Origin of the sequence: Tritonibacter scottomollicae, from assembly GCF_003003215.1 — a bacterium.
GTDB classification, from domain to species: domain Bacteria; phylum Pseudomonadota; class Alphaproteobacteria; order Rhodobacterales; family Rhodobacteraceae; genus Epibacterium; species Epibacterium scottomollicae.
This window is the reverse complement of the sequence record NZ_PVUF01000003.1, coordinates 380073-402248: the sequence shown is the minus strand read 5'-3', so window position 1 is coordinate 402248 and position 22176 is coordinate 380073. Positions and strand designations below refer to the sequence as shown.

18 protein-coding genes are annotated in these 22176 nt (G+C 61.5%); 7 read left to right on the top strand and 11 right to left on the bottom strand.

The genetic code is table 11. The annotated features are described in order from the left end of the window. Window positions 1–3: 3 nt before the first annotated feature. The 3 genes from CLV89_RS07890 to CLV89_RS07880 are packed head-to-tail and all read right to left on the bottom strand — an operon-like array spanning window position 4 to window position 3706. Window positions 4–1047 carry an ABC transporter ATP-binding protein gene (locus tag CLV89_RS07890; protein ID WP_106163082.1) on the bottom strand — a complete coding sequence of 348 codons (1044 nt, stop codon included), beginning with the start codon at window positions 1045–1047 and terminating at the stop codon, window positions 4–6. Further along, on the bottom strand, window positions 1035–2741 hold the full coding sequence (locus CLV89_RS07885) for an ABC transporter permease (protein ID WP_106163081.1): 1707 nt from the start codon (window positions 2739–2741) through the stop codon (window positions 1035–1037). The genes CLV89_RS07890 and CLV89_RS07885 overlap by 13 nt, the downstream gene beginning before the upstream one ends. Next, window positions 2738–3706 carry an ABC transporter substrate-binding protein gene (locus tag CLV89_RS07880; protein WP_106163080.1) on the bottom strand — a complete coding sequence of 323 codons (969 nt, stop codon included), beginning with the start codon at window positions 3704–3706 and terminating at the stop codon, window positions 2738–2740. The genes CLV89_RS07885 and CLV89_RS07880 overlap by 4 nt, the downstream gene beginning before the upstream one ends. Window positions 3707–3871: 165 nt before the next feature. On the opposite strand from CLV89_RS07880, the gene CLV89_RS07875 reads away from it, so the two are divergent. Both CLV89_RS07875 and CLV89_RS07870 read left to right on the top strand, forming a co-directional pair. Then, window positions 3872–4675, top strand: a complete 804-nt coding sequence (locus CLV89_RS07875; protein WP_106163079.1) for a DeoR/GlpR family DNA-binding transcription regulator — start codon at window positions 3872–3874, stop codon at window positions 4673–4675. Window positions 4676–4887: 212 nt separating this feature from the next. Continuing rightward, complete coding sequence (locus CLV89_RS07870; RefSeq protein ID WP_106163078.1) at window positions 4888–5517, top strand: hypothetical protein; 630 nt, start codon at window positions 4888–4890, stop codon at window positions 5515–5517. 28 nt (window positions 5518–5545) lie between these two features. Here CLV89_RS07870 and CLV89_RS07865 read toward each other — a convergent pair whose 3' ends face one another. Both CLV89_RS07865 and CLV89_RS07860 read right to left on the bottom strand, forming a co-directional pair. Next, window positions 5546–8116, bottom strand: a complete 2571-nt coding sequence (locus tag CLV89_RS07865) for a DUF3131 domain-containing protein (RefSeq protein WP_106163077.1) — start codon at window positions 8114–8116, stop codon at window positions 5546–5548. Next, window positions 8113–11535, bottom strand: coding sequence for a trifunctional glycoside hydrolase family 18/polysaccharide deacetylase/glycosyltransferase family 2 protein (locus tag CLV89_RS07860; RefSeq protein WP_106163076.1), 3423 nt, complete (start codon window positions 11533–11535; stop codon window positions 8113–8115). The genes CLV89_RS07865 and CLV89_RS07860 overlap by 4 nt, the downstream gene beginning before the upstream one ends. A 462-nt stretch (window positions 11536–11997) precedes the next feature. Here CLV89_RS07860 and CLV89_RS07855 point away from each other — a divergent pair, with 462 nt between their 5' ends. Next, window positions 11998–13011, top strand: coding sequence for a glycosyltransferase (locus CLV89_RS07855; protein WP_106163075.1), 1014 nt, complete (start codon window positions 11998–12000; stop codon window positions 13009–13011). A gap of 137 nt (window positions 13012–13148) precedes the next feature. Here the strand turns inward: CLV89_RS07855 and CLV89_RS07850 are convergent, their stop codons facing one another. Beyond that, the gene (locus CLV89_RS07850; protein ID WP_106163074.1) at window positions 13149–13652 is read right to left on the bottom strand and encodes a MarR family winged helix-turn-helix transcriptional regulator; all 504 of its coding nucleotides are present in this window, start codon (window positions 13650–13652) and stop codon (window positions 13149–13151) included. A 227-nt stretch (window positions 13653–13879) separates the two neighbouring features. Between CLV89_RS07850 and ectA the strand changes: the two genes are divergently transcribed. From ectA to CLV89_RS07830, 4 genes are read left to right on the top strand one after another with little or no spacing between them, the layout of a single operon-like run. Beyond that, complete coding sequence (gene ectA / locus CLV89_RS07845; RefSeq protein WP_106163073.1) at window positions 13880–14431, top strand: diaminobutyrate acetyltransferase; 552 nt, start codon at window positions 13880–13882, stop codon at window positions 14429–14431. A 48-nt stretch (window positions 14432–14479) separates the two neighbouring features. Then, window positions 14480–15766, top strand: a complete 1287-nt coding sequence (ectB, locus tag CLV89_RS07840) for a diaminobutyrate--2-oxoglutarate transaminase (RefSeq protein WP_106163072.1) — start codon at window positions 14480–14482, stop codon at window positions 15764–15766. Between the two features lie 24 nt (window positions 15767–15790). Further along, on the top strand, window positions 15791–16183 hold the full coding sequence (locus CLV89_RS07835; protein ID WP_106163071.1) for an ectoine synthase: 393 nt from the start codon (window positions 15791–15793) through the stop codon (window positions 16181–16183). Between the two features lie 14 nt (window positions 16184–16197). Next, complete coding sequence (locus CLV89_RS07830; protein WP_106163070.1) at window positions 16198–17652, top strand: aspartate kinase; 1455 nt, start codon at window positions 16198–16200, stop codon at window positions 17650–17652. A 103-nt stretch (window positions 17653–17755) separates the two neighbouring features. Here the strand turns inward: CLV89_RS07830 and CLV89_RS07825 are convergent, their stop codons facing one another. The 5 genes from CLV89_RS07825 to CLV89_RS07805 form a co-directional block, all read right to left on the bottom strand. Next, window positions 17756–18499 carry an anti-sigma factor gene (locus CLV89_RS07825; RefSeq protein WP_106163069.1) on the bottom strand — a complete coding sequence of 248 codons (744 nt, stop codon included), beginning with the start codon at window positions 18497–18499 and terminating at the stop codon, window positions 17756–17758. Beyond that, window positions 18496–19026 carry a sigma-70 family RNA polymerase sigma factor gene (locus CLV89_RS07820; RefSeq protein WP_106163130.1) on the bottom strand — a complete coding sequence of 177 codons (531 nt, stop codon included), beginning with the start codon at window positions 19024–19026 and terminating at the stop codon, window positions 18496–18498. The genes CLV89_RS07825 and CLV89_RS07820 overlap by 4 nt, the downstream gene beginning before the upstream one ends. A gap of 274 nt (window positions 19027–19300) precedes the next feature. Beyond that, on the bottom strand, window positions 19301–20101 hold the full coding sequence (locus CLV89_RS07815) for a DUF4394 domain-containing protein (RefSeq protein WP_106163068.1): 801 nt from the start codon (window positions 20099–20101) through the stop codon (window positions 19301–19303). A 126-nt stretch (window positions 20102–20227) separates the two neighbouring features. After that, on the bottom strand, window positions 20228–21301 hold the full coding sequence (locus tag CLV89_RS07810) for a 3-carboxy-cis,cis-muconate cycloisomerase (RefSeq protein WP_106163067.1): 1074 nt from the start codon (window positions 21299–21301) through the stop codon (window positions 20228–20230). 40 nt (window positions 21302–21341) lie between these two features. Then, a complete protein-coding gene (locus CLV89_RS07805; RefSeq protein WP_106163066.1) occupies window positions 21342–22175 on the bottom strand; it encodes a 3-oxoadipate:acetyl-CoA acetyltransferase in 834 nt (277 codons plus the stop codon). Between the last annotated feature and the right edge of the window lies 1 nt (window position 22176).

Sequence of the window (22176 nt, the reverse complement as noted above, 5' to 3'; positions counted from 1 at the left end):
GGATCAGGCGGCGGCAAAGGCCCAGGGGGCCGTCAGCGCGAGGCCGATGTGTTCGCCCGGCGCGTAGCGGGTGTTTGACTGGGTGACGAGAGGCTCGCCGCTTGCGGCCACCAGATCGAGCCGGTAGCGCCCGCCCAGATAGGTCACACGTTCCACGCGGGCGCGGATGTCGCCGGTCTCGGCAATCGTCAGGTTTTCCGGGCGCAGACAGGCCATCTCTGGGGTTGGGGTGTCCGTTTCAACCCTCAGTCGCGTGCCGAGCAGGGTGGCCTCACAGGCGCTGTCGGAATGGCTGGTACCAGTCAGGGGCACAACGGCGCCATCGCCGATGAATTCGGCGACAAAGCGACTTCGGGGGCGGGCATAAAGCGCCTCGGGCGTGTCCAGCTGCATGATGCGCCCCTCATTCATCACCGCGATCCGGTCCGCCATCGCCATGGCTTCGGCCTGATCGTGAGTGACATATACCATGGTCGCGCCCGTGCGCTGGTGAAAGTCGCAGAACACGCCCTGCATGGAGGCCCGGAGTGCGACGTCGAGGTTGGCGAGCGGCTCATCCAGCAGCACGGCAGTGGGATCAGACACAAGGCAGCGCGCCAGGGCAACGCGCTGTCGTTGCCCGCCAGAGAGGTCGGAGGGCATGCGGTCGCCATAGGGGCCGAGGGCCGTGGCCTCCAGAGCGGCATCGATGCGGGTCTCGCGATCAGACTTTGACAGTTTTCTGATCTCCAGCGGGTAGCCCACGTTACGGCGCACCGTCATATGCGGCCAGAGCGCGTAGGACTGGAACACATACCCGATGTTGCGCTCTTCCGGCGGCACAATCAGGCGCGTGTCTGCGTTGGCGACCTCGCGATTGCCGATGCGGATCGACCCTGCGCTGGGCTGTTCAAACCCGGCCAGCAGACGCAACAGTGTGGACTTGCCGCAGCCAGAGGGGCCGAGAAGGGCCAGAAATTCGCGATCATTCACACGCGTGGTAACCGATTGCAGGGCGGGGGCGCCGCCGAAATGCTTGCCGATATTCGTGAGGGTCAGCTCTGCCATGGGACAACTCCTTTGGGCAGGCGGCGGGATGTAAGCTGGATCACCGCCATCAGTATCATGACGACAAAGACGATGGTCATGGCGACGGCAGAGGCCATCACCGTCTCGCCGCTGTCGTCGAGGTTGAAAATCACCACGCCAAGGGTTTCCGTGCCCGAGGACCACAGCAGGGCGGACACGGTCAGTTCGTTGAACGCGGTCAGAAAGACGAGGATCGCCCCCGCAGCGGCTGCCGGAGCAGAGAGCGGCAGCACGATATCGCGCAGGCGGCGCCAAAGCGGTGCACCAACAGATTGTGCGGCCTCGTTCATTGCGGGATCAAGCTGTCGCAGGCTGGATTGCACGGGCCGAAACATCACCGCAAAAAACCGGGCGAGATAGGCGAGGAAGATAATCCAGATCGTGCCGTACAGAGACAGGTCGGTGAAGGGCAGGTTGATCAGCAGCAGGATCATGGCGATCGCCAGAACCACACCGGGCAGCGCGTAGGGAAGGTCCAGAAGACTGTCAAAGGCGCGGCTCAGGCGGGTTTGATGGCGGTCCATCAGCCAGGCCAGTGGCAGGCACAGGGCCATCAACACAACGGCGGCACCGATCGACAGACCAAAGGAATTCACAAAGGCTCGCCGGGTCGATGGTTGACGAAACAAGGCCTCATACCACCCATCAAGCGACACCGTGTCGAGCCGAAGTGGCACGCCGTAGGCGGGCACCAGCGATGTTGCGAGCAATCCCATCATCGGCAGCACCAGAATCCCGGCAATCACCAGCCAGAGCGTGATTTCGACCGGCAGACGTGCCCGTCCCAGCGGTATTGCAAGCGGGCGGCCGGTACTGCCGACCAGATGCACACGTTGGCGGCGTTGGAAAAAGCGCTGTATCAGAATGCCGGTGATGGCCACGATGCCGATCAGGATCGCCAGCACTGCGACCTCTGCCAGAACGGTTGTGCCCATGCCCGCAAGCCGTTGATAAATCAGGGTCGGAAGGGTAGCGTAACCTGCGGGAATACCAAGCATTGCGGGGATGCCGAAATTGCCAAGCGCGGTCACAAAGGTGATTGCTACCCCGGCCAGCAGGCTCGGCAGTGTCAGGGGCAGCACCACTTGCCACCAGATGCGAAACCCGCGCGCGCCCGAAATCCGTGCGGCTTCGACCACTTCTTGTGGGATCGCGCGCAGACCAGCGCGCAGGGTCAGGAAAATGATCGATGTATGCTGGATTCCGAGAAGCAGAATGATCCCCCCAGGCGAATAAAGCGGCTGCGGCGCGCCAAGGGGCGGGGCAAGGCCAAGCGTCTTCAGCAAGACCGAGGACGGTCCCATCATCTGCGTCCAGGACAGGGCGGTGATCTGCGGCGGGATCATCATCGGGATCATCAGGCAGAACACCAGCGCAGCCTTGCGCCTCAGATCCGTCAGGGCCACCAGAAAGGCAAAGACACTGCCGATGAGAACGGAGATCACTGTTCCCAATCCGGCCGTCACCAGCGAATGACGCAGGGCGGAGTGGGTTGCAGGTTTGGACAACACCTCGGAGAAGAACGTCAGGTTGAGGCTTCCGCCCGCAGTGACACCTTCAAAGAACAGTCGCGCGACAGGGGCGAGGGTCACCAGGATGGCCAGCCCCAGAATAAGCGACAGCAGCCGGCCCTCGGACCGGCTGCTGCTGGGATTTGCGGATGCGAGGGTCATTCGGCGCCGAAAAGCTCTGCGAATTTCGCCTTGTTGGCGTCGGCTGTGGACAACGCCTGCGCTGGATCAAAGGACATCAGCTTGATGTCGTCACGCGCCGGGAAGCCTGCGGGCACGCCCATGTCGTTGCGGGCCGGGATGTAGCCCATGTCGAGGACCAGGTCCTGACCTTTTTGGGACAGCACGAAGTCGACGAACTTCTGCGCGGCATCGACATTCTTCGCGGTGTCGAGGATCGCAACAGGTTCGGTCACATAGGAGACACCTTCCTGCGGGAAGACGAATTCCACCGGGGATCCGTCGGCCTTGTTGCGGATCGCGAGGAAGTCGACAACGACGCCATAGGGTTTCTCACCCGAGGCCACGGCCTTGAAGGTGCCGCCATTGCCGCCCTGTGCGCGCGCCTCATTGGAGGCGAGATCGGTGTAGTAATCCCAGCCCAGAGCCTTGTCGCCGGTCAGGGTCGCCAAGTGAATGAGCGCGGCACCGGAATAAAGCGGCGAGGGCATCGCGACCTGACCCTTGAGGGAGGGATCGGCCAGATCGGACCAGGAGGTCGGCTGGACCTCGGCGCCGGTGTTGTAGACGATGCCGGTGGTGATCAGCTTGGTCGAGTGATAGAACCCCTCGGCGCTGTAGAGCGCGGGGTCATAGGCTGCGGCTTCCGGCGATTGGTAGGCCTTCAGGTGGCCGCCCTGTGCCATGCCCTCAAGCGTGACGGTGTCTGCGATCAGCAGGACATCGGGCTGCGGGTTGCCGGCTTCGATTTCCGCCATCAGACGGGCCATCAGCTTGGTGGTGCCGTCGCGAACCCACTCAACCTCGATCTCCGGGTTGGCTTCGGTGAAGGCATCGACGGTCATTTGCGCGTCAGCATTGGGTTGCGATGTGTAGAGGGTCAATGTCTCGGCAAACGACGCAGATGCGGTCAGGGCGAGGGCGGCGGCGGACAGAAGGGGTTTCATCCGAAATCTCCAATTTGGCTTTCGTTCGAAAGTTATGACGCTGCCCGTATCCACTGAGTCTGAAACGGTTTTGTGACGGTTTGGCAAAGAAAATATTATCTTGCTCGCTGCTGAATGCGCTTGCTAGGACCGTGGGGTGACTTGTTCACTTTCAAAGGAAAGCGAATGCGACGAAGCGAGTTAAATCGGCGGCGAGACGCCATCATCGGCCTGTTGTGTGACATTGATGAGATGTCTGCTGCAGCGCTCGCCGGCCAGCTGGAGGTTTCGGTTCAGACCATTCGCGCCGATCTGCGCGATCTGGATGAGGCGGGGCTGGTGCAGCGGCGGAACGGTGTCGTGCGCCTGCGGCGGCAGTCCGAGAACATTGGCTATGCGCCGCGGGTCAGCGTCGCACGGGGAGAGAAGCAGCAGATCGCTCTCGAGGTACAACACCTCGTGGCGGACGGCGCACGGGTGGCGCTGGGCACGGGAACCACGGTCGAGGCCTGCGCCCGGATGCTGGCGGCGACGCGCAAGGAACTGTTTGTGGCCACCAACAACATGCATGCGGTGATGGCGCTGCAGGGGGCGTCCGGTGCGACCGTTTCGCTGGCTGGAGGCGCCGTTCGGTTGCGCGATCTTGACCTGATCGGCACAGCCAGTCGTGAATTTTTTGCAAATTATCTCGCGGATATTGCGATCTTCAGCTGTGGGGGCGTGTCTAGTGCGGGCGAGGTGCTGGACTATAACACCGATGAGATCACGGCACGGGTTGCGGTCTCTGGCTGCGCTCAGCGGAAGGTTCTGGTGATGGACTGTGCGAAATTTGGTCGCGAACTACCCTGTCGCAAACACATGCTCTGGGACTACGATGTCATTGTTACCGGGGCGGAATTCCCATCGACGCTTTTGGCGCGCTGCGCGGCGGAGGGATGTCGGGTGATCCAAGTGGAACGATCCGCAGAGCCGATGCGCGCGCCCCTCTGATCGATATATAAGCTGGGCTTAGCGCAGATTTTTGGGGCGTCAATTTTTTGACAATCTAAATGATAATAATTTTAGTAAATTTTGAAAATCATTTCACTCGAATGGGGTGTGGATGATTAATATTTCGGAAATACCTCTGCAACATCCTGCTGATGTAGGCTGATAATCCAAAACGGATTCTTGGCAATGTCTCTATTCAGTAGGATGGTGAAATGACGAGTGTTTCTATTAAAGCCGCATTTGCGGTCTCAGCCATGGTCTCGATGTCGGCCTGTGGTGGCGATGTGCGATCTGATTATGATGCGTTCAATAGTGTCAGTACCCGATTGAATGTGGATAACGATCTGTCCAGCCTGACCCGCGTTGCGATTGCACCAACGCAAGAACAAAACATGAACGCTTATCTGACAGGCTATAGCTGGTGGGATAACACGCCGCGCGGATCGGCCCAGATTGCGCGCCCGGTCATCCATCGCACCGCTGGTGGTGTCGGGACATACAAGGATCCCATCACGCTCGCCGTCGGTCACCGAAAAACCGGTGGCCGCAGTATCATGGACTACAAACCGGGAACGCGCTTCTATATCGAAAATCTGAAAAAATACGCCATTGTCGAAGATATGTGTGGCGATGGCCCTCGCCCGCAAGAGGGGCCGTGTCACACCGGACATCGCGGGCATGACTGGATCGATATCTATGTGGGGGGACGCCGCATGGACGAGGCCTCGGTGGATGCCTGCATGCGCCGGATTACCGGGATCCAGTCGGTTATCCTCAATCCGCGACCGGGCTATCCGGTTGTACCGGGCGAGATTGCCTCCACCGGGTGCCGCACGTTCTGATGGCATGGGCAGGTCGCGTCAAAACCGCTCAGCCAGTGGTGTTTAATTTATGCGCGATCGCTTGCAGGATGATGCTGTTGGTATTGAGGTCGGTGTAATTCTTGGTGGCGCGGCCCGTCTTGACGAAAATGCTGGACGCAAACCCATTTTGTGTTTTTGCGGTGTCGCGGACGTAATGCGTCAATCTATCAGAATAATCATGGGGCTGCATCGCCGACCATAAATAGGCCGCCTTACTGCTGACCGCGAGGAATTCGTCACGGAATTCAGGCGTTCGATATTCCTGTTCTCGACCAACGGTGTCCATTGCCCAGGTTCGGCTTTGCGCGTCGAGCTGCAACCCTTGGTACAAGAACCACGGCGCGCTGTCGATCGGACCTTCGGAGACGCAGATCATGCGACCTGTCTCGCGATATTCCTCAAGCTGGGTGGTGAACAGCACGTCGGCCAGATATGCGCTTTCGTCACTCATGCCCAGTTCCAGGCCCTCCAGCAGGAGCGGCTCGGCGCCGATCGGGCCGATGCCCACCACCGCTTCGAGCAACGCCATCTGGCCATCGTTGACGGAGCGCCCCGAAAACACCTCATAGGGTGAGCGCACCTGATGCCCCCAACGCCGAAACGCCAGAGCCGAATAGTGGGCACTGTGTGAGATATAGGAGCTGTGCAGCGCCCCGTCGGTGACGGAGAAGATCTCGCCATCACGGATCACCTGATCCAGGTCATAGGACGCAACCAGCTCCTCCAGCTGATCTCCGAATGTGCTGTGGCGACGCAGGTTGTCGAGGGACGCAAGCAAGCGTCCGGCGTCGCTGCCATCAAAGTTCTTGTTCCCCCAGCGGGTGCGATCCGTGCGAATCCATCCCTGCGGCAGGCGCCGATCCTGTGAGACGCGGCCTGCGATATTGGGGAGAATCTTGGCGATTGCGGCCGCAAAATCCTTTGAGCTGATCAAGCCAATCTGCGAGGCCGCGACCAAGCCGTTGATCTGGCTGCCCACGTCCCACATCGTGACCGCCTCGTGCAGACGCCCGCCGGGCGAGAAATCCACAGTGGATGGGCACAGCCCCGTCTCAGGATGCGTGAACTGGTCGAGGTAGCGCCACGCCGCCTTGGCATCGTCAAGCAGAGTGTCTCGGGCGCGTTCCGACAGTCCGCCAGCAGGGGGCACAAGTTCTGGTCGGGCCGCTGCCACGCGCCTGTGGCGCATGGGCACGGGCCCTTTGGGGACCACGCGTCGCGCCAGGTCATTGATCGAAACGCAGGTGGTGATGGCGTCAGCGCGCAGGGTTTCCAAGTGACGCTTCAGCGCATCCGTTGCGTCCTGCGTGGCAAAATCTTCGGGGCGCAGCAGGACAACCATGTCATCGACGCCAGCAAATGCCGCAGCGAGCGTGTCGGCTGTCACGGGCGTCTGGATGGTGCGCTGGGGCAGCGTCAAGACGCCCTCGGCGTCCAGCCCTCTTCGTGTCTGAGTGCTGGGGGCAAAACGAACCGCGATGCCAGCTGCAAGCGGGCGGGTGGTGCGAATGGATGTGGTGCCGTCCGATTGCGATGCGATCAGGCGGATCGGGTGGGGCGCAGGCGGCGAAGAGGCCTCGCCCTCAGTGGGCGTAGGCGGTTCGGTGGGCACCCACATTCCAAGGTCCGCGTTCGGAGTGCTGGGTTCGATATCGGGGCCACGAGAGAATGGCAGCTCCATCTCGGCCAGCAGATCGACAAGCGCATCGTGACCGGCCTGATCTGCGCCGGCGCTGCGCAACGGGTCAGTGACATGCAGGCAGACGAAGCGGTTGAACTGATAGGCGTCGCGCAGCTGTAGGTCGGACACGGGCAGCAACGACGCCGTTCCGTCCAGCTCTTGTTGGGTCAGGCGTTCAGCATAGGCCGCGGCTGCGGCCTCCAGGTCGTCCAGCGGCAGTTCTGCAAAGGCCCGTGCGGAGAGGTAGGCCACCGTTTGGGTCGGTGTCGTCCCGTCCTCTGCTGGTGGGGCATCTGCAGCAAGATCAACGCGGCTGCCACCAAACAGCCGGGCCACACCGTTCTGCCAGGTTTCGGAGCGCACCGGGGCGCTTTCCTCTGGAAGGCAGAGAATATTGAAGACCCCGGCCGTGCGCACCGCGATGGGGGACATCGGGCTTGCCACATCGTGACAGGCCAGGGTCTGAACTCGGATGGGGAGTCCGAGTGTTCGTTCCACGGGTTGCAGCATGCCCTGCAGGGCTGCGACCGCGTCATGTGCGGCGCGTGCCTGAAAATGCTGCGACAGCGTGGCGAGTTCTGGCTGAAAGGGCGCGATCTCGATGCCGCTGCCCCCTAGTAGAAAGCCGGAGAGTAATCGTGCCAGCGGGCTTTGTGGGCCCAGTGGTTGTCCCTGATCGTCGAAGGGTGAAACCAGGCAGGTCACTGGAATATTGCGGGCCCAGAACGCATCGAGCACGGCGATCAGATGCGGTGCGGACGTGCTGGCATCAATGCCGGCAATCACCGGGTAGGTCTGCGGCGCAACCGCTCCGATGAAACCGGAGGCAAAGGATTTCACCGGAATGAGCGCCGCCCCTGCGGCGACCGCTGATGTCAGGAATGTTCTGCGTTTCATGAGCCGCTCGTTGCCAGGGCGTAGTCCCGTCCCAATCGCTTCTGCGTGCCCCAGCTGAACAGACGTCCAGTGATGGCGCGCAGGATGGCCCGGATGACCGAATAGTAGAGCAACGGACGGTAAAAAATACGTTGAAGCGGGAACAACAGGAGGGTCCACAGGCTCTCGTCCTTGTCGCGCGCCAGCGCAAAGGCTGCGATCAGCAACTCCAGCACGGGCAAGGTCAGGTAGGCCAGTAGGTACTGCGCGGGTTGCGAGCCGAGCATGCCTGTGCTTTCGCCGCTCCAATCGCCGGACAGCAGCTTGTACAGCATGATCGCCACAAACAGATCCGCAAGCGGGGCCAGCAGTGGAAACAGATAGCCGAAGATGAACATGTCGGGGATCGAAACCAGGCCGACCGCGCGTCCTTCGAACAGGGCTTTCTTGTGCTTCCATGCGCTCTGGAACATGCCGAACGACCAGCGCAGGCGTTGCTTCAGAAGCTGACCTACGCGTTCGGGGACTTCGGTATAACCCCGCGCGTCGGGTTCATAGACGATGCGATAGCCAGCCCGGTTGACCTTGATCGTCAGGTCGGTGTCCTCGGTCATGGTTTCATCGCTGAACAGCCCGGCCTTGCGCAGGGCGGAGACGCGCCAGGCCCCAAGCGCACCGGGCACCACGAGAATGCCGTTGATGAGGTCAAAGGCCTTGCGCTCGACGTTTTGCGAGGTGGCGTATTCAAAGGCCTGCAAGCGGGTCAGAAGGTTGACCTTGTTGCCCGCCATGATCTTGCCTGCAACCGCACCGATCTTGGCGTCGTTGAAGTGCTTGACCAGATGGCGGATTGCACTTTTTTCGATCTGCGTGTCGGCATCGATGCAAACGACGATATCCGAGGACACATTCAGCATGGCGCGGTTCAATGCGCTCCATTTGCCCTGGTTGGGCTGAGAGATCACGCGCACGTCCTGCTTGTGGCTGAAGGAAAACACCTCGTTAAGCGTGTTGTCAGAGGATCCGTCATCCACAACGATAATCTCGATGTTCTTGTAGTCACTGGCGCGCACACTCTCGATGCACTTGCGGATGACTTTTTCCTCATTGTAGGCAGGGATGACCACTGCGACGCTCGGGTCGATCAGCGAAACGGGGCTGCGGCCGCGCCAGTTCAGGATCGACAGCAACAGGATCGCAAGGGAGCGAATGACGCCGATCCCCAGCGCCACCCAGAACAGGGTGACAATTGCCGACTGCACCCAGACCACCATCGAAAAGGACACCCGGTCGAATGTCTGGTAGCCCCCTTCCGCAACGGGCATCAGGTCTGCGCGTGTCGCACCCATCAGCTCCGCCAGCGTGGTAAACTCATAGCCCTTTGCGGTCAGCTCGCGGATGAGGAGCGCCGTTGCCTCGACCGAGGCGGCGCGATCCAGTCCGCCATCGTGTAAGAGGATCACGTTGCCGGCGTCCTCTTCGACCTGCTTCACGACATAGTCGGCGATTTCACGGCCGCTCCACCCGGACCAGTCGTGGGGGACGATATCCATTCCGATCACCTGCAAGCCGCGCTCCCAAGCGATTTCGAGCGCGGCAACACGGTCGGCGCTGATCGGGCCTTTGCTGCGCTGAAACGGTTCGCGATAGAGCATCGGTTTGCGGCCTGCTGCACCGGCGACCACCTTGTCCAGCATCGCATATTCCAGCGTTGCGCGGGTCTGTGACACCTCGTCCATGCGCGGGTGCGAAAAGGTATGCGCACCAATTTCATGGCCCTCGTTGATCATGCGGTTGAGCACGTCAGGCGCGTCCATCACGCTCTTGCCGGTCACGAAAAAGGCTGCGGGTGTATCTGTGTCCTTCAGGATGTCGAGGATCTGTTGTGAGAACACCGGGTGAGGTCCGTCATCGAACGTCAGCACCAGCTTGCGCCCCTCGGGTTTGCCGTAGCGCTCCAGCGCGTAGGGGCGGGGCAGGATGTCATACTCCTGCGCGCTCACCCGTCCGGTGACCTCATCCATGCGCACTTGCCGGATGCCGGGCGATTGGCGATGCGCGAGCCGCAGCAGGGCACCTTCGCCCGTGTAGCTCACATGGTTTTCCAGCTTCACCAGAGCCAGCCCCGCACTCAGCGAATCTGGCGTCTTGTCTCGGGACCGCAGAACCGTCCAGACACCGGGATCTTCCATCCCCAGTGACCAGATGCCGGTCGCGGAAATGCCCAGATCCGCCAGCGTCTTCAGTTGGTTGTGCAAGGTGGCGGCGTCCTGCATCCAGATTTTATGCGTGCGGCCGATCTCGTCGCGGTAGGAGGCAAAGCTGCCGGAGGTCTTGCTGCTGAAGCGGACGTCCGCGTCGGCCTCTGCAATCTGTTCCATCGCGGCGGCGTAGGAGAGCGTCTTGGGCATCGGGGTTCCCGACACCCATTCGACCGCAAAACTGCCAAGGGCGACCACCAGCTTGTCTTTGCCAAGCGTCTCAAGCGCCAGGCCTGCGGTTTCTGAAAACCAGGGATCTGCCGCAAGCGGCGAGGGGGCGGCCCCGACCCAAGGGTCAAGGAACAGCTTCAGGACCACCTTGTCGAACAGGGCCATGGTCTCCGCGTCCTGCCACACCGCATTGCTGCCGCTCAGTATGATGCAGGACGCCATGCCGTTGGCCTGAAAGCTGCTGCTCAGGGTTTGCAGGAACGGCTGAAGCGCTGGCAGATCGCTCTGCTGCACATCCTGGAAATCCAGACAGGCGCCATGTGCGTAGAGCGGCTTCAACTCGTCCAGAATTTGCCGCGTGGTGCTCTGTGCGACATCCGCTGTGCTGAGGGATGCGTAGAAGGCAGCTTTGTCCTCGCCTGCGTCGATAGAAATGCTCGGCATGAGAACCGGCGTGTGCGCGGCGCTGGAGCGATAGTCCTCGACCGGCGCGCGGTTGGATGCGTCCTCCACTGTGAGGGTCGGCGCGTTTCCATCCGCTTCGATCTGCAGCCAATCCGGCACCAGCACGCCGAGCTGGTTGCAGCTGTCGTCAAGGGACAGGTGTGCGCCGTCTATGTCGCTTGGGAGGTGTCCGAACATGACGGGCGATGCCGGATCTGCCATGGCCGCGAAGTAAGGTTGGCTTGGTGCGTCGCAGGCTGTTTCCGGCGGCAGATAGGGCCGGGTTGAGGCAAGACGCAATGCGTCGGGCGTGTCGGTGCGCGGGCTGCTGAGGACTGTTTGCAGCGCCTCGTTTCCACGCCAGTAGCCATTCAGCTCCTGAACCGCAGATTGCCAGGAAAAGGCCCCGTTGAAGAGCAGGCACACCCAGCTGACAAAGGAGATCAGCCCAAAGGCAAGGACCATTCGGAAGCGGCGAATGCGGATGCGGCGCGGATCGTCAAAGACTTTCCGCCCTTCTTGCTCCACCGCCAGCTTTTCATAATGAAAGGCAAAGCGGCTCAAAGGGAGACCTCCCCGGTGCCGTCAGGCACTATGGTAACGCGCGACAAGCCACGGCTTGCCACAAATGCACTTTGCGCAATGTCTGACACGGTTCCCCACAACCTGAATTAAGCCTCCAGCCACCACTGGTCGCGATGCGACAGGAGTCCCCACCCCCGTTCCGCAGCAGCTGCGAAGCTGTTTGTTTGATGTCAGCAGTGTCCCGCCGACGATCATTAGAGTCAAAATTCTCTTAATCTTAAAGTGAATTTACATCAAATTCTTATGATATGTTGGTGATAATCCTCGTTCAGCGATGCGATTGTTCACGATCTTGACGCCAATCTAACCTTTGGGTCGGGGAGAGCTAAGCCAACGAATCGCATTTTGACCACTTGCGCGCCCATTGTCAGCGACACCGGGCTCTGGCACTCTTTGCCGCGCGGCGGCCTGTGCAGGCCTTGGGGGCGAGTGGGGCAGGGCATGCATTACATCAATATTTCCGATCTGGTGGATCGGGACTGGCGGTTTCTGGAACCCGTCTCTACTGCGCCCGAGCTGAGTTGGGATATGCGGTATGGGCGGCCGCAAAACCGTCTGGAGCGGCTGGTTACCCGTCCTGCAGTGGCGCGCTACCGGGCATGCACGTCTGCGGTGTGGTCCGCACGTCGGCGCTCCGATGCGGTTCTGGTGTCGCATCTGCCGAATGTCACGTTGGCCACCGCGGGTCTGGCCCGGCTGATTGCGCCCGGGCGGCCACATGTCGCGTTTGCCTTTAACTACACGCATTTGCCAGAGGGGCGTCGCCTGGCTCTGTCGCAACGCTACTTTCAGGATGTGGCAGAGTTCGTGGTCTTCTCGCGACATGAGGTTGGTCTTTATGCGGATCTCTTCGATCTGCCCCCCTCGCGGTTTACTTTCCTGCCTTGGGCCATGCAGGCCCCCGAGGTCGCGTCCCATCACCCGCCACCCTTTGAGGGCGCATATCTCAGTGCGATCGGTGGGGAGGGGCGTGACTATCACGTTTTGGCAGAGGCGATGCGGGCGGCGCAGGATCTGCAGCTGGCGATCGTGGCCCGTCCGGACAGCATCGAAGGGATCTGCTTTCCAGAGAATGTGAAGGTCTTCACCAATCTGCCGGGGCCTGTGACCTGGGCGATCGCGCAGAAGTCCTGTGGCATGGCGATCCCATTGCGCACGGATCGCACGCCCAATGGACATGTGACACTGGTTGGGGCGCAGTTGCTGGGGGTGCCACTGGCGGTCACGCGATCAGCGGGGGTCGCGGACTATGTGGACAGCGAAACCGCGTTGCTGGTCTCACCGCAGGATGCGGGCGAAATGGCCCATGCGCTCAGGGCTCTGACCGAGGACACCGAGGCTGCTCAGACCCGCGCCGCCCTCGCGCAGAAACGCGCAGGTTTGCGCAGTGATGTTGCGGTCTGGCTGCGCTACTTTACAGAGCTTGATCTGCGATTGTCCGACGGTCGGCTGTGATGGATTTGGTCCGCATCGTTCAGCTGCGCAACACATAGCCCTAACGCCGCCAGTCTCGACTAGACGCACCTGCGACGGGATGCGCAGTGGCGACTGCGATTCCAGTTCAGCGCGTAGACTGGCGGGGTCTGGCAGGCTCAGGTGAGGCGATCACCAATCTTGAGGTCGCCGGTGGTCAGCACGGGGGCGGCATCCATGTCGTCTGCGTTCAGCATTGCGGCAACCCGCTCGAGCGAGGCCAGAAGCTGCGCCTGTTCCCAATCCTTGAGCTGCTCGAAGGCGCGCACATATCTTTGCTGCAGGGCGTCGGGCGCCGCTTTGACCGCCTCGCGTCCAGACGGTTGCAGCACCACATTGGTCTGCCGGCGATCCGCGTCAGACCGCATCCGGGTCGCCATGCCGCGAGAGACGATCTTGTCGACCAATGTTGTCACAGTGGCCTGCGCGACCCCCATCGTCTGGGCCAGCTCCTTCGGCGTGGCGCTGCCACCGCTGGTCGCCAACAGCTGCAGCACGCGCAACTGAGCCGGCGTTAGGCCGGAGGCCTGCGCCAGATTGCGGGAATACAGCTCGGTCGCGCGCAGAATACGTCTGAGCGCGATCAGGCTTTCATCTGTTCGGTCGCGGGGCCTGTCATTCATAACGCTCTAAAATGTCATGGATGGCGATTTCCTTCAATACGCTAAGTATCGTCGCAACATTTTCTCAGGTTAAAGCAGTATTTTTCGGCCTTCATTTGTCTTGCTAAGGAGTTTTTCCCTGTGAAAACAGTGATAAACACGCCGGGGGAATAAAATTGCTGAGGTTCTTGAAGTTTTTACCGCTTCACTATATTTAGAAAGGCGAACGATAATGGAGATGGTAAGCGATGCCCAAAGACATCCTGCAGACTGAGACCGAAAGCCCCCGAACTTGCCAGCCCCGCCTGCGCAAGCCAAATGCGACGGACGGGGCCGAGATTTGGGAGCTGGTCAAGGCCTGTGAGCCTCTCGACCGCAACTCCATGTATGCCAACCTGATCCAAGCGGATCATTTCCGCGACACCTGCGTGGTGGCGGAGCTGGACGGCGAAATTGTCGGCTGGATTTCCGGCCATTTGATCCCGGGCGATGATGCGTTCTTCGTCTGGCAGGTCGCGGTGGGTGAAGCCGCGCGCGGCATGGGACTGGGTAAGAAGATGCTGAAGGCGCTGATCGCGCGTGACGGCATTTCTGACGCTTCCGTGCTGAAAACAACCATCACCAAGGACAATGCGGCCTCCTGGGGCCTCTTCCGCAGCTTTGCCCGAGACATCGGCGGCGAACTGACAGACGAGCCGCATTTTGAGAAAGAGGCCCATTTCGATGGCGCGCATGACACCGAACACATGGTGTCCATCACGCTTGAAAGTGATGCCAAGGTCCTGAAGCGCGCGGCCTAACTCCTCTCTCCTCATCCAGAATTTATCTTATCCGAAAAGGATTCCCCCATGCCCAAAGACATGGCAACCAATTCGTCTATCTATGTGAGCCGCGAAAGCAATGCGCGCTCCTACTGCCGTTCCTTCACCGCGTCCTTCGACACTGCACGCGGATCCGAGCTGTTCACCGAGGATGGCACCCGCTACATCGACTTCCTCGCGGGCTGTTCTTCGCTGAACTACGGCCACAATGACCCGGACATGAAGGACGCTCTGGTCGAGCATATCCTCAAGGACGGCATTACCCACGGCCTCGACTTCCACACCGAAGCCAAGGAAGCCTTCCTGCACAGCTTCAGCGATCTGATCCTGAAGCCGCGTGGCATGGATCACAAGCTGATGTTCACCGGCCCGACCGGCGCCAACGCCGTTGAAGCGGCGATGAAGATCGCCCGCAAGGTCACTGGCCGCACCAATGTGATTTCCTTCACCAACGGCTTCCATGGTGTGACCATGGGTGCGCTGGCGGCGACAGGTAACGGCTACCACCGTGGTGGTGCCGGCATGGACAAATCCGGCGTGACCCGCGTGCCCTTCGACGCCTATGTTGATGGTCTCGACAGTGCCGCGCTGCTGGACAAAATGCTCTCCGATCCGTCCGGCGGTATCGACGCCCCGGCGGCGATCATGCTGGAAGTCGTGCAGGGCGAGGGTGGCCTCAACGCCGCCTCCGCTGAGTTCGTAAAAAAGCTTGAAACCATCGCCCATGCCCATGGCGCGCTGCTGATCATTGACGACATTCAGGCTGGCTGTGGCCGTACCGGCACATTCTTCTCCTTCGAGGAGATGGGCGTGAAGCCCGACATCATCACCATGGCAAAGTCGATCTCCGGCTTTGGTCTGCCGATGGCGCTGGTTCTGGTGCGCCCGGAGCATGACGTGTTTGGCCCCGCCGAGCACAACGGCACCTTCCGCGGCAACACCCATGCTTTCGTGACCGCCCGTGTGGCGATCGAGAAGTTCTGGGCTGATGATGCCTTCACCACCGAACTGGCCCGCAAGACCGAACTGGTCACCAGCGCGCTGCAGGAAGTGGCCAGCCACATCCCCGGCGCCTACCTCAAGGGCCGTGGCCTGATGCAGGGTGTTGATGTGGGCTCTGGCGAGCTGGCCGGTGACATCTGTGCCCGCGCCTACGAGCTGGGCCTGGTGGTGGAAACCTCCGGTCCCAACGACGAGGTCGTGAAGATCCTCGCGCCGCTCACCACCTCCGAGCAGCTGTTCTGTGAAGGCTTCGCCATTCTCAGCACTGCCGCCCGCGAAGTGTTCGCAAAATCCAAAATTGCCGCGCAATAACTCGAAGACCGGAGACTAAGACCCATGATCGTACGCGATTTCAACGAACTGAAGACCTCCGACCGTACTGTTGCGGATGCGCGCTGGACCTCCACCCGCATGTTGCTGGCCGATGACGGGATGGGGTTCTCCTTCCACATCACCGTGCTGGAAGCGGGATCGGAGCATCAGTTCCACTACAAGCACCACTTCGAGAGTGTCTACTGCATGAAGGGCAAAGGCTCGATCACGGATATCGCCACCGGCGAGACCCATGAGATCAAGCCCGGCGTCATGTATGCGCTGAACCTGCATGACAAACACATCCTGCGGGCCGAAGAAGAACTGCACATGGCGTGCTGCTTCAACCCGCCGGTGACCGGCACTGAAGTCCATCGCGAAGACGGCTCTTATGCTCCTGCGGAGGAGCTGGCCTGAGACACAGGTGACGCATGACACATACCGTTGAAAAAATCGGCGGGACTTCGATGTCCCGCGTGAACGAGCTGGTGGATACACTGTTTACCGGTGGCCGCGGCGCGGCTGGCCTTTATGGCCGCGTCTTTGTGGTCTCCGCGTTTGGGGGCATTACCAACCTCCTGCTCGAACACAAGAAAACTGGTGAGCCGGGCGTCTATGCCCGGTTTGCCGACGCAGAGTCCGACCATGGCTGGCATGAAGCGCTCAGCCGTGTGGGCGACGAGATGCGCAAGGCCCATGAGGCGGTGCTCGAAAACGCCGGTGACGTGACGCAGGCAGATGCCTTTGTCGCCGAACGCATCGAGGGCGCGCGCAACTGCCTGATCGACCTGCAGCGCCTGTGCAGCTATGGCCACTTCCGCCTGGCTGAACACATGCTGCAGATCCGCGAACTGCTGTCGGGGCTGGGCGAGGCGCATTCCGCATTCGTTACCGCGCTCCTGCTGCAGCGTGGCGGCGTCAATGCGCGCTTCGTGGATCTGTCTGGCTGGCGTGACGAGGGCGATGTGACGCTGGAGGAACGTATTTCCAAGGCGCTCGAAGATGTTGACCCCGCCACCGAGATGCCCATCGTCACCGGCTACGCGCAATGCGTCGAAGGGCTGATGCGGGAGTTTGATCGCGGCTATTCCGAAGTGACCTTCTCCTGTCTGGCAGCCCTCACCGGCGCCAGTGAGGCGATCATCCACAAGGAATTCCACCTCTCCTCCGCCGACCCGAAACTGGTGGGCGCAGGCGTGGCGAAAAAGCTGGGTCACACCAACTATGACGTGGCGGACCAGATGTCGAACATGGGGATGGAGGCGATCCACCCCAAGGCGGCCAAGACCCTGCGTCAGGCGGACGTGCCGCTGCGCGTCACCAATGCGTTCGAGCCGGAAGATCCCGGCACGCTGATCGACGACAAGCCGGCAGAAAGCCCGGCGGTGGAGATGATAACCGGCCTTGATATCATCGCGCTGGAAGTGTTCGAACAGGATATGGTCGGGGTGAAGGGATATGATGCCTCGATCCTTGAGGTTCTGACGCGTCACGATGTGCGCATCGTCTCCAAGACCTCGAACGCCAATACGATCACCCACTACCTCGACACCTCGCTGACCGTACTGAAGCGGGTGGAAAAGGATCTGGCACGGATTTATCCCAACGCCGAGATTTCGGCGCGGCTTTTGTCCATGGCCTCGGCCATCGGACGCGACCTCAAGGGGCTGTCTGTGCTGACACGTGGTCTGCAGGCGATTGCCGATGTGGGGCTGGCCAGCCTTGGGGCCTCGCAGGGGCCGCGCAACGTGGACGTACAGTTCATCGTTGAGCGTGAGGATCTGAAGCCGGTGATCAGCGCCCTGCACAAGGTGCTGATCGAGGACAAGTCTGCCAAGCAGGACAAAACGTCCAAGGCTGACAAGCCGATCAAAGCGGCAGCCTGAGGCAACGTATAGCATTCGCTTCTGACAGGGGGGATGCAGTAGATGCATGAAAAGGGGCGCCATATACGGCGCCCCTTTTCATGTTGAATATGTGGTTTGACTGTCAGAGCGGCTCTTTCGCAAACCCCTTGCCGTGGATTGGCCCGGTGGGCAATCCGGTAGGAGAGCCCCCCGATTGTTCAAACGTGATCTCATAGAGCTGCTCCGGTCCCGGCGGTGGCAGCCCGTCAGCCGCAAGCGCGGTGCCGCGGTTATCGGCAAGCAGGCCAAGCGAGACAGGCGGGCCGTCGTCTTCCGGTTTGGTCCAGACTTGCATCACCTGTCCCTCCGGTACGGCGGTCTGCCCCAGCAGGGTAACGCGAGTCAGGTTTGCCTCCGTGCCTTCAACCAACGCCACGGCCTCGCCAGTGGTGTCATTGATCAGCACCGCAATCACGGTCGGATCGGGACGCGTCATCACGACCCAGCCAAGTGCCAGCGCCAACATGACCGAGGCCGCCAGTCCGGTGCAGGCCGCCATGAACCATGACCGCGGCGCATGGGGCTCATTTGCAGGCAGGATGGTATCGGTTTCGGCGTCGAATTCCGGCACTGTTCCGGGGAGCACACCAACCGCAGAACCTCGCTCGTCCAAGCGCAGGGTCACCCGGTCCCACATATCTGCGGGCAGCGTTTCCGGCGTTGCGGTGTCGTCCAGTTCGGCAAGCCGCATGCGCGCATGGTTCAGGGCGGCGGCGGCCTCCGGATCCTGCAGGGCGCGGGCTTCCAGCTCTGCGGCTTCGGCCTCATCTGCAAGGCCAAGGGCAACCTCCATCGCCAAATCCATCAGGGATTGATGATCGCTCATGCCAAACACTCCCGCAGTGCGATCAGTCCACGCCGTACCCAGGCCTTGACCGATCCGAGCGGTGCCTGAAGGCGGCCCGAAATCTCGCCATGGGTGTAGCCCAGCACATAGGCCTGCAGGATGGCGACCCGTTTGGGCGGCTCCAGCCGGTCGAGGCAGCGGCGCAGGTCGCTGTTCATGTCCAGCCTGCCATAGGCGTCCATCACGACCTCCTCATCCTGCCGTCGCTCCAGTATGTCGGCACTTTCAGCGATTTCCCAGCTCTCCTTGCGCAGCATCGTCAGGCATTGGTTGCGCAGAATGGTGGTGATCCAGCCGCGCGCGCCGCCCCGGCTGGCATCGAATTGATGGGCTTTGCGCCAGACGGAGACAAAACACTCCTGCAGGGCGTCTTCCGCCAGATCCCGACGCCGTAGCATGCGCAGGGCAATACCCAGCAGGCGTGATCCTTCCTGATCCATGATTGCGCGTAGCGCGGTCCTGTCGCCCAATGCGCAGGCCTCTATCCGGTCTGCCAAGTCGCTCAATCGCCTGTCCTCGTCCATCTGCGCATTCAATGCGTCCATTGCCTCATGCGTTGGCCCCGCAGAGGGGGAGAACGGCATGCTTTGGTGAACCGTATGAGGGCAGGGGGATGCGGTCAACGTCATGATGTCTTGAGAAATCAGTGAGCCGGGGGGCATCAGGTATCAACCCGACGGCCCCCGGGGAAACGGTTCCCCGTGATGAACTGCATCACGGGGAGATACTCGTACTAACACAACCTTAGCACGAATTACGTTCCGGGGTGCAACCCGAAAATCACATGGCGGTCATGAAGGTGATGTCGCGCAATGGCGCGTCGGCCTCCTTGATCTCCCAGCTTTCAAGGATTTCGCCAGTCTCCAGCGACACTGTGTTCAGCATGCCGTCGGTCGCCAGCCACGCCGTGTTCTTGCCCTCTGCGTCGGTCGCGATATCAAAGGCATAGCTGTCGCTGCCGTCGATCCCGAGTTTGCCGATTGCCGCCAATGTGCCGTCGTTGGGCGAGGTCTGCTGAATCAGCGCCACGATGGTTGCGTCGATGTCGTACATCGCAGTGGTGTCCGGCTGACCGTAGGAGTTGATATAGGCCGCCGCGACGATGGCCGGGGCCTCGCCCGCGTGCATGTCGGCGTCCTCAAACGCCAGCGAGCCGTCCACGGTCACAGCACCGCTTTCGATGTCCACGCGGTGGTTGGTGGTGCCGCTCATGAAGCGCAGCTTGTTGGCCTTGGGGTTGAAATCCACGATTACCGGCGCGCCCTCGGCGATCGGCAGTTCCTTGTCCATGGTGGAAATCACCGTGGCTTCGCCGGTCATCGGGTCAATCTCGACAATGTCAAAGGTGGAGGTGACGCCGATCAGCTGGCCCGTGGCCGGACGCAGATCGATGCCAAGCAGCTTGTCGACGCCCTTGACCGGCATGGAGCCGGTGACACCTGCGGTCTCGGCGTTGATCATATGCAGCATGTTGTCGCCGCTCAGCCCGATCGCCATCGGTGCGGCGTGGTCGTCAGCCTGCGCCAGCTGCGCGGTTGCGAAAATGGATGCGGTCACAAAAGCGGTCTTAAGGGAATGCATAAAAAGCTCCTCTCTGTTTGACGAAAACGCGGACCATCCGCGTGCTGTCAGGGAGGAGACTCCGCCAGGGCCGCATTTGGATGCAGCGGAGTTCGAATTTTTTCGAAAAAAATTTCGAACGTGCGCTCAGGCGGGCGACGGGGCCTCGCCGATGCGGGTGATCGCGTGGACCTGTTCGGTGGCCAGACGCAGGGCCGCGCCGGTGCTGGACATCATGGCGGGCAGCACCATCCATTCCAGCGTCCACATGGCGCCGGAGCGTTCCTGCTCATGCACCATGGCCTGATGCATCAACGGCAGTTGGCCGGCGGTGTAGCGCGCCAGCGTCACCAACAGTTCCGCCGTCACGGGGTTCTGTTTATGCGCCATAGCAGAGCTGCTGCCACCGCCCTGCTGCGCCAGCGCATCGACGCCCTGCTGCGCCATCAGACAGATATCCTGCCCGATCTTGCCGAGGCTGCCGGTCAGGGCTGAAAGCCAGCTGGCGTATGTCGCCAGCCCGTCGCGCTCCGTGTGCCAGGCGCGCTCAGGCGCGCTCAGCCCCAGTTCGGTCGCCATGAGACGGGCGATGGCGTCGCCATGCGGCTGGCTGCGCTGGCGATCCCCCACCGGACCGCCGAACTGCAACAGCTCCACCTCGGGGCGCAGCGCCTCCAGCCGTGCTCGGTGGCGCTCCACAGGCGCGGCCCATGTGGTGATCCGATGCCCGGCGGTGATCGGCAATGCCGCCTGCATCCGGGTGCGCGCCATCAGAGGGTTCTCACCTTGTGTCCGCCCCAGCTCCTCCAGTGCGGCGCTCAACGCGTCCAGCCGGGACAGGTAGATCGCGTTTGCCGCACGGATCGCGAGCACCAGCGCGGTGTCGATCAAGTCCTGACTGGTGGCACCGGGATGGATCGCAGCGGCAAGCTCGGCTCCCGCATGGGCCTTCAGCTGCCGCACATAGCCCGGCACCGCCATGCCATCGACCATCAGATCCGCCTGCAATGCTGCCGTGTCGGGGGTGAAATCCGTCATCGCCGCCAACGCCCGCCGTGCGAGGTCATCCTCGATCTGACCCACGGCGGCGGCGGCGCGGGTCAGCGCCATCTCGAAGCCCAGAAAGGCCTCCGCCGTGGCAGCACCGGAAAACAGCCCGGTGATCGCCTCATCAGCAAAGAGGCCGGCAAAATAGGGGTTTGTCGAGGTCAGCGGGTTCACGGGGCAAACACTCCTTGAATGCGGCGATGAGGCAAGGAGATCAGCCGCGCAGGGGCACGTCAAGGATCTCGCGCGCCTGCTGCCAGGTGGCGACGGGGCGTTCGTATTTGTCGCACAGCTCCGCCGCGCGCCGGATCAGCGCCGCATTGGAGGGCGCAAGCGTCTGGCGATCCAGCCGGACGTTGTCCTCCAGCCCCGTGCGCGTGTGTCCACCGGCGGCAATGGCCCATTCGTTGACCACCAACTGGTTCGCTCCAATGCCTGCGGCGCACCAATTGGCCTCCGGGGCGCGGCGTTTGACCAGATCGACATAGAGGTCGAACACCTCCTTGTCGGCGGGCATCGCGTTTTTCACGCCCATCACGAATTGCACATAGAGCTTGCCATAAAGCGCGCCCTCCCGGTGCAGCCGGATCGCCTGCAGGATATGGCTGAGGTCAAAGGCCTCGACCTCCGGCGTGATGTGATGCGTTCGCATTTCAGAGGCGAGCCAGTCGACTAGATCCGGCGGGTTTTCGTAGACGCGGGTGGGAAAGTTGTTCGACCCCACCGACAGGGAGGCCATGTCGGGCTGCAACGGCAGCATGCCGCCCCGCGTCTTGCCCGCGCCAGATCGCCCGCCGGTGGAGAACTGCAGGATCATGCCGGGGCAGTGTTTCTCCAGCCCTTCTTTCAGCGCCGCGAATTTCTCCGGATCGGAGGAGGGGGTCTGGTCGTCATTGCGCACATGGGCGTGGCAGATGCTGGCGCCAGCCTCGAACGCCTCATGGGTGCTCTCGATTTGTTCGGACACGGTGATCGGCACCGCCGGATTGTTGGCCTTGGTGGGCAGCGAGCCGGTGATCGCCACGCAGAGGATACAAGGATTGCTCATG

Bases quoted from the DNA above. Each gene is read 5' to 3' on its own strand.
- CLV89_RS07890 (WP_106163082.1), bottom strand. From the start codon at position 1,047: ATGGCAGAGCTGACCCTCACGAATATCGGCAAGCATTTCGGCGGCGCC.
- CLV89_RS07885 (WP_106163081.1), bottom strand. From the start codon at position 2,741: ATGACCCTCGCATCCGCAAATCCCAGCAGCAGCCGGTCCGAGGGCCGG.
- CLV89_RS07880 (WP_106163080.1), bottom strand. From the start codon at position 3,706: ATGAAACCCCTTCTGTCCGCCGCCGCCCTCGCCCTGACCGCATCTGCG.
- CLV89_RS07875 (WP_106163079.1), top strand. From the start codon at position 3,872: ATGCGACGAAGCGAGTTAAATCGGCGGCGAGACGCCATCATCGGCCTG.
- CLV89_RS07870 (WP_106163078.1), top strand. From the start codon at position 4,888: ATGACGAGTGTTTCTATTAAAGCCGCATTTGCGGTCTCAGCCATGGTC.
- CLV89_RS07865 (WP_106163077.1), bottom strand. From the start codon at position 8,116: ATGAAACGCAGAACATTCCTGACATCAGCGGTCGCCGCAGGGGCGGCG.
- CLV89_RS07855 (WP_106163075.1), top strand. From the start codon at position 11,998: ATGCATTACATCAATATTTCCGATCTGGTGGATCGGGACTGGCGGTTT.
- CLV89_RS07850 (WP_106163074.1), bottom strand. From the start codon at position 13,652: ATGAATGACAGGCCCCGCGACCGAACAGATGAAAGCCTGATCGCGCTC.
- ectA (WP_106163073.1), top strand. From the start codon at position 13,880: ATGCCCAAAGACATCCTGCAGACTGAGACCGAAAGCCCCCGAACTTGC.
- ectB (WP_106163072.1), top strand. From the start codon at position 14,480: ATGCCCAAAGACATGGCAACCAATTCGTCTATCTATGTGAGCCGCGAA.
- CLV89_RS07835 (WP_106163071.1), top strand. From the start codon at position 15,791: ATGATCGTACGCGATTTCAACGAACTGAAGACCTCCGACCGTACTGTT.
- CLV89_RS07830 (WP_106163070.1), top strand. From the start codon at position 16,198: ATGACACATACCGTTGAAAAAATCGGCGGGACTTCGATGTCCCGCGTG.
- CLV89_RS07825 (WP_106163069.1), bottom strand. From the start codon at position 18,499: ATGAGCGATCATCAATCCCTGATGGATTTGGCGATGGAGGTTGCCCTT.
- CLV89_RS07815 (WP_106163068.1), bottom strand. From the start codon at position 20,101: ATGCATTCCCTTAAGACCGCTTTTGTGACCGCATCCATTTTCGCAACC.
- CLV89_RS07805 (WP_106163066.1), bottom strand. From the start codon at position 22,175: ATGAGCAATCCTTGTATCCTCTGCGTGGCGATCACCGGCTCGCTGCCC.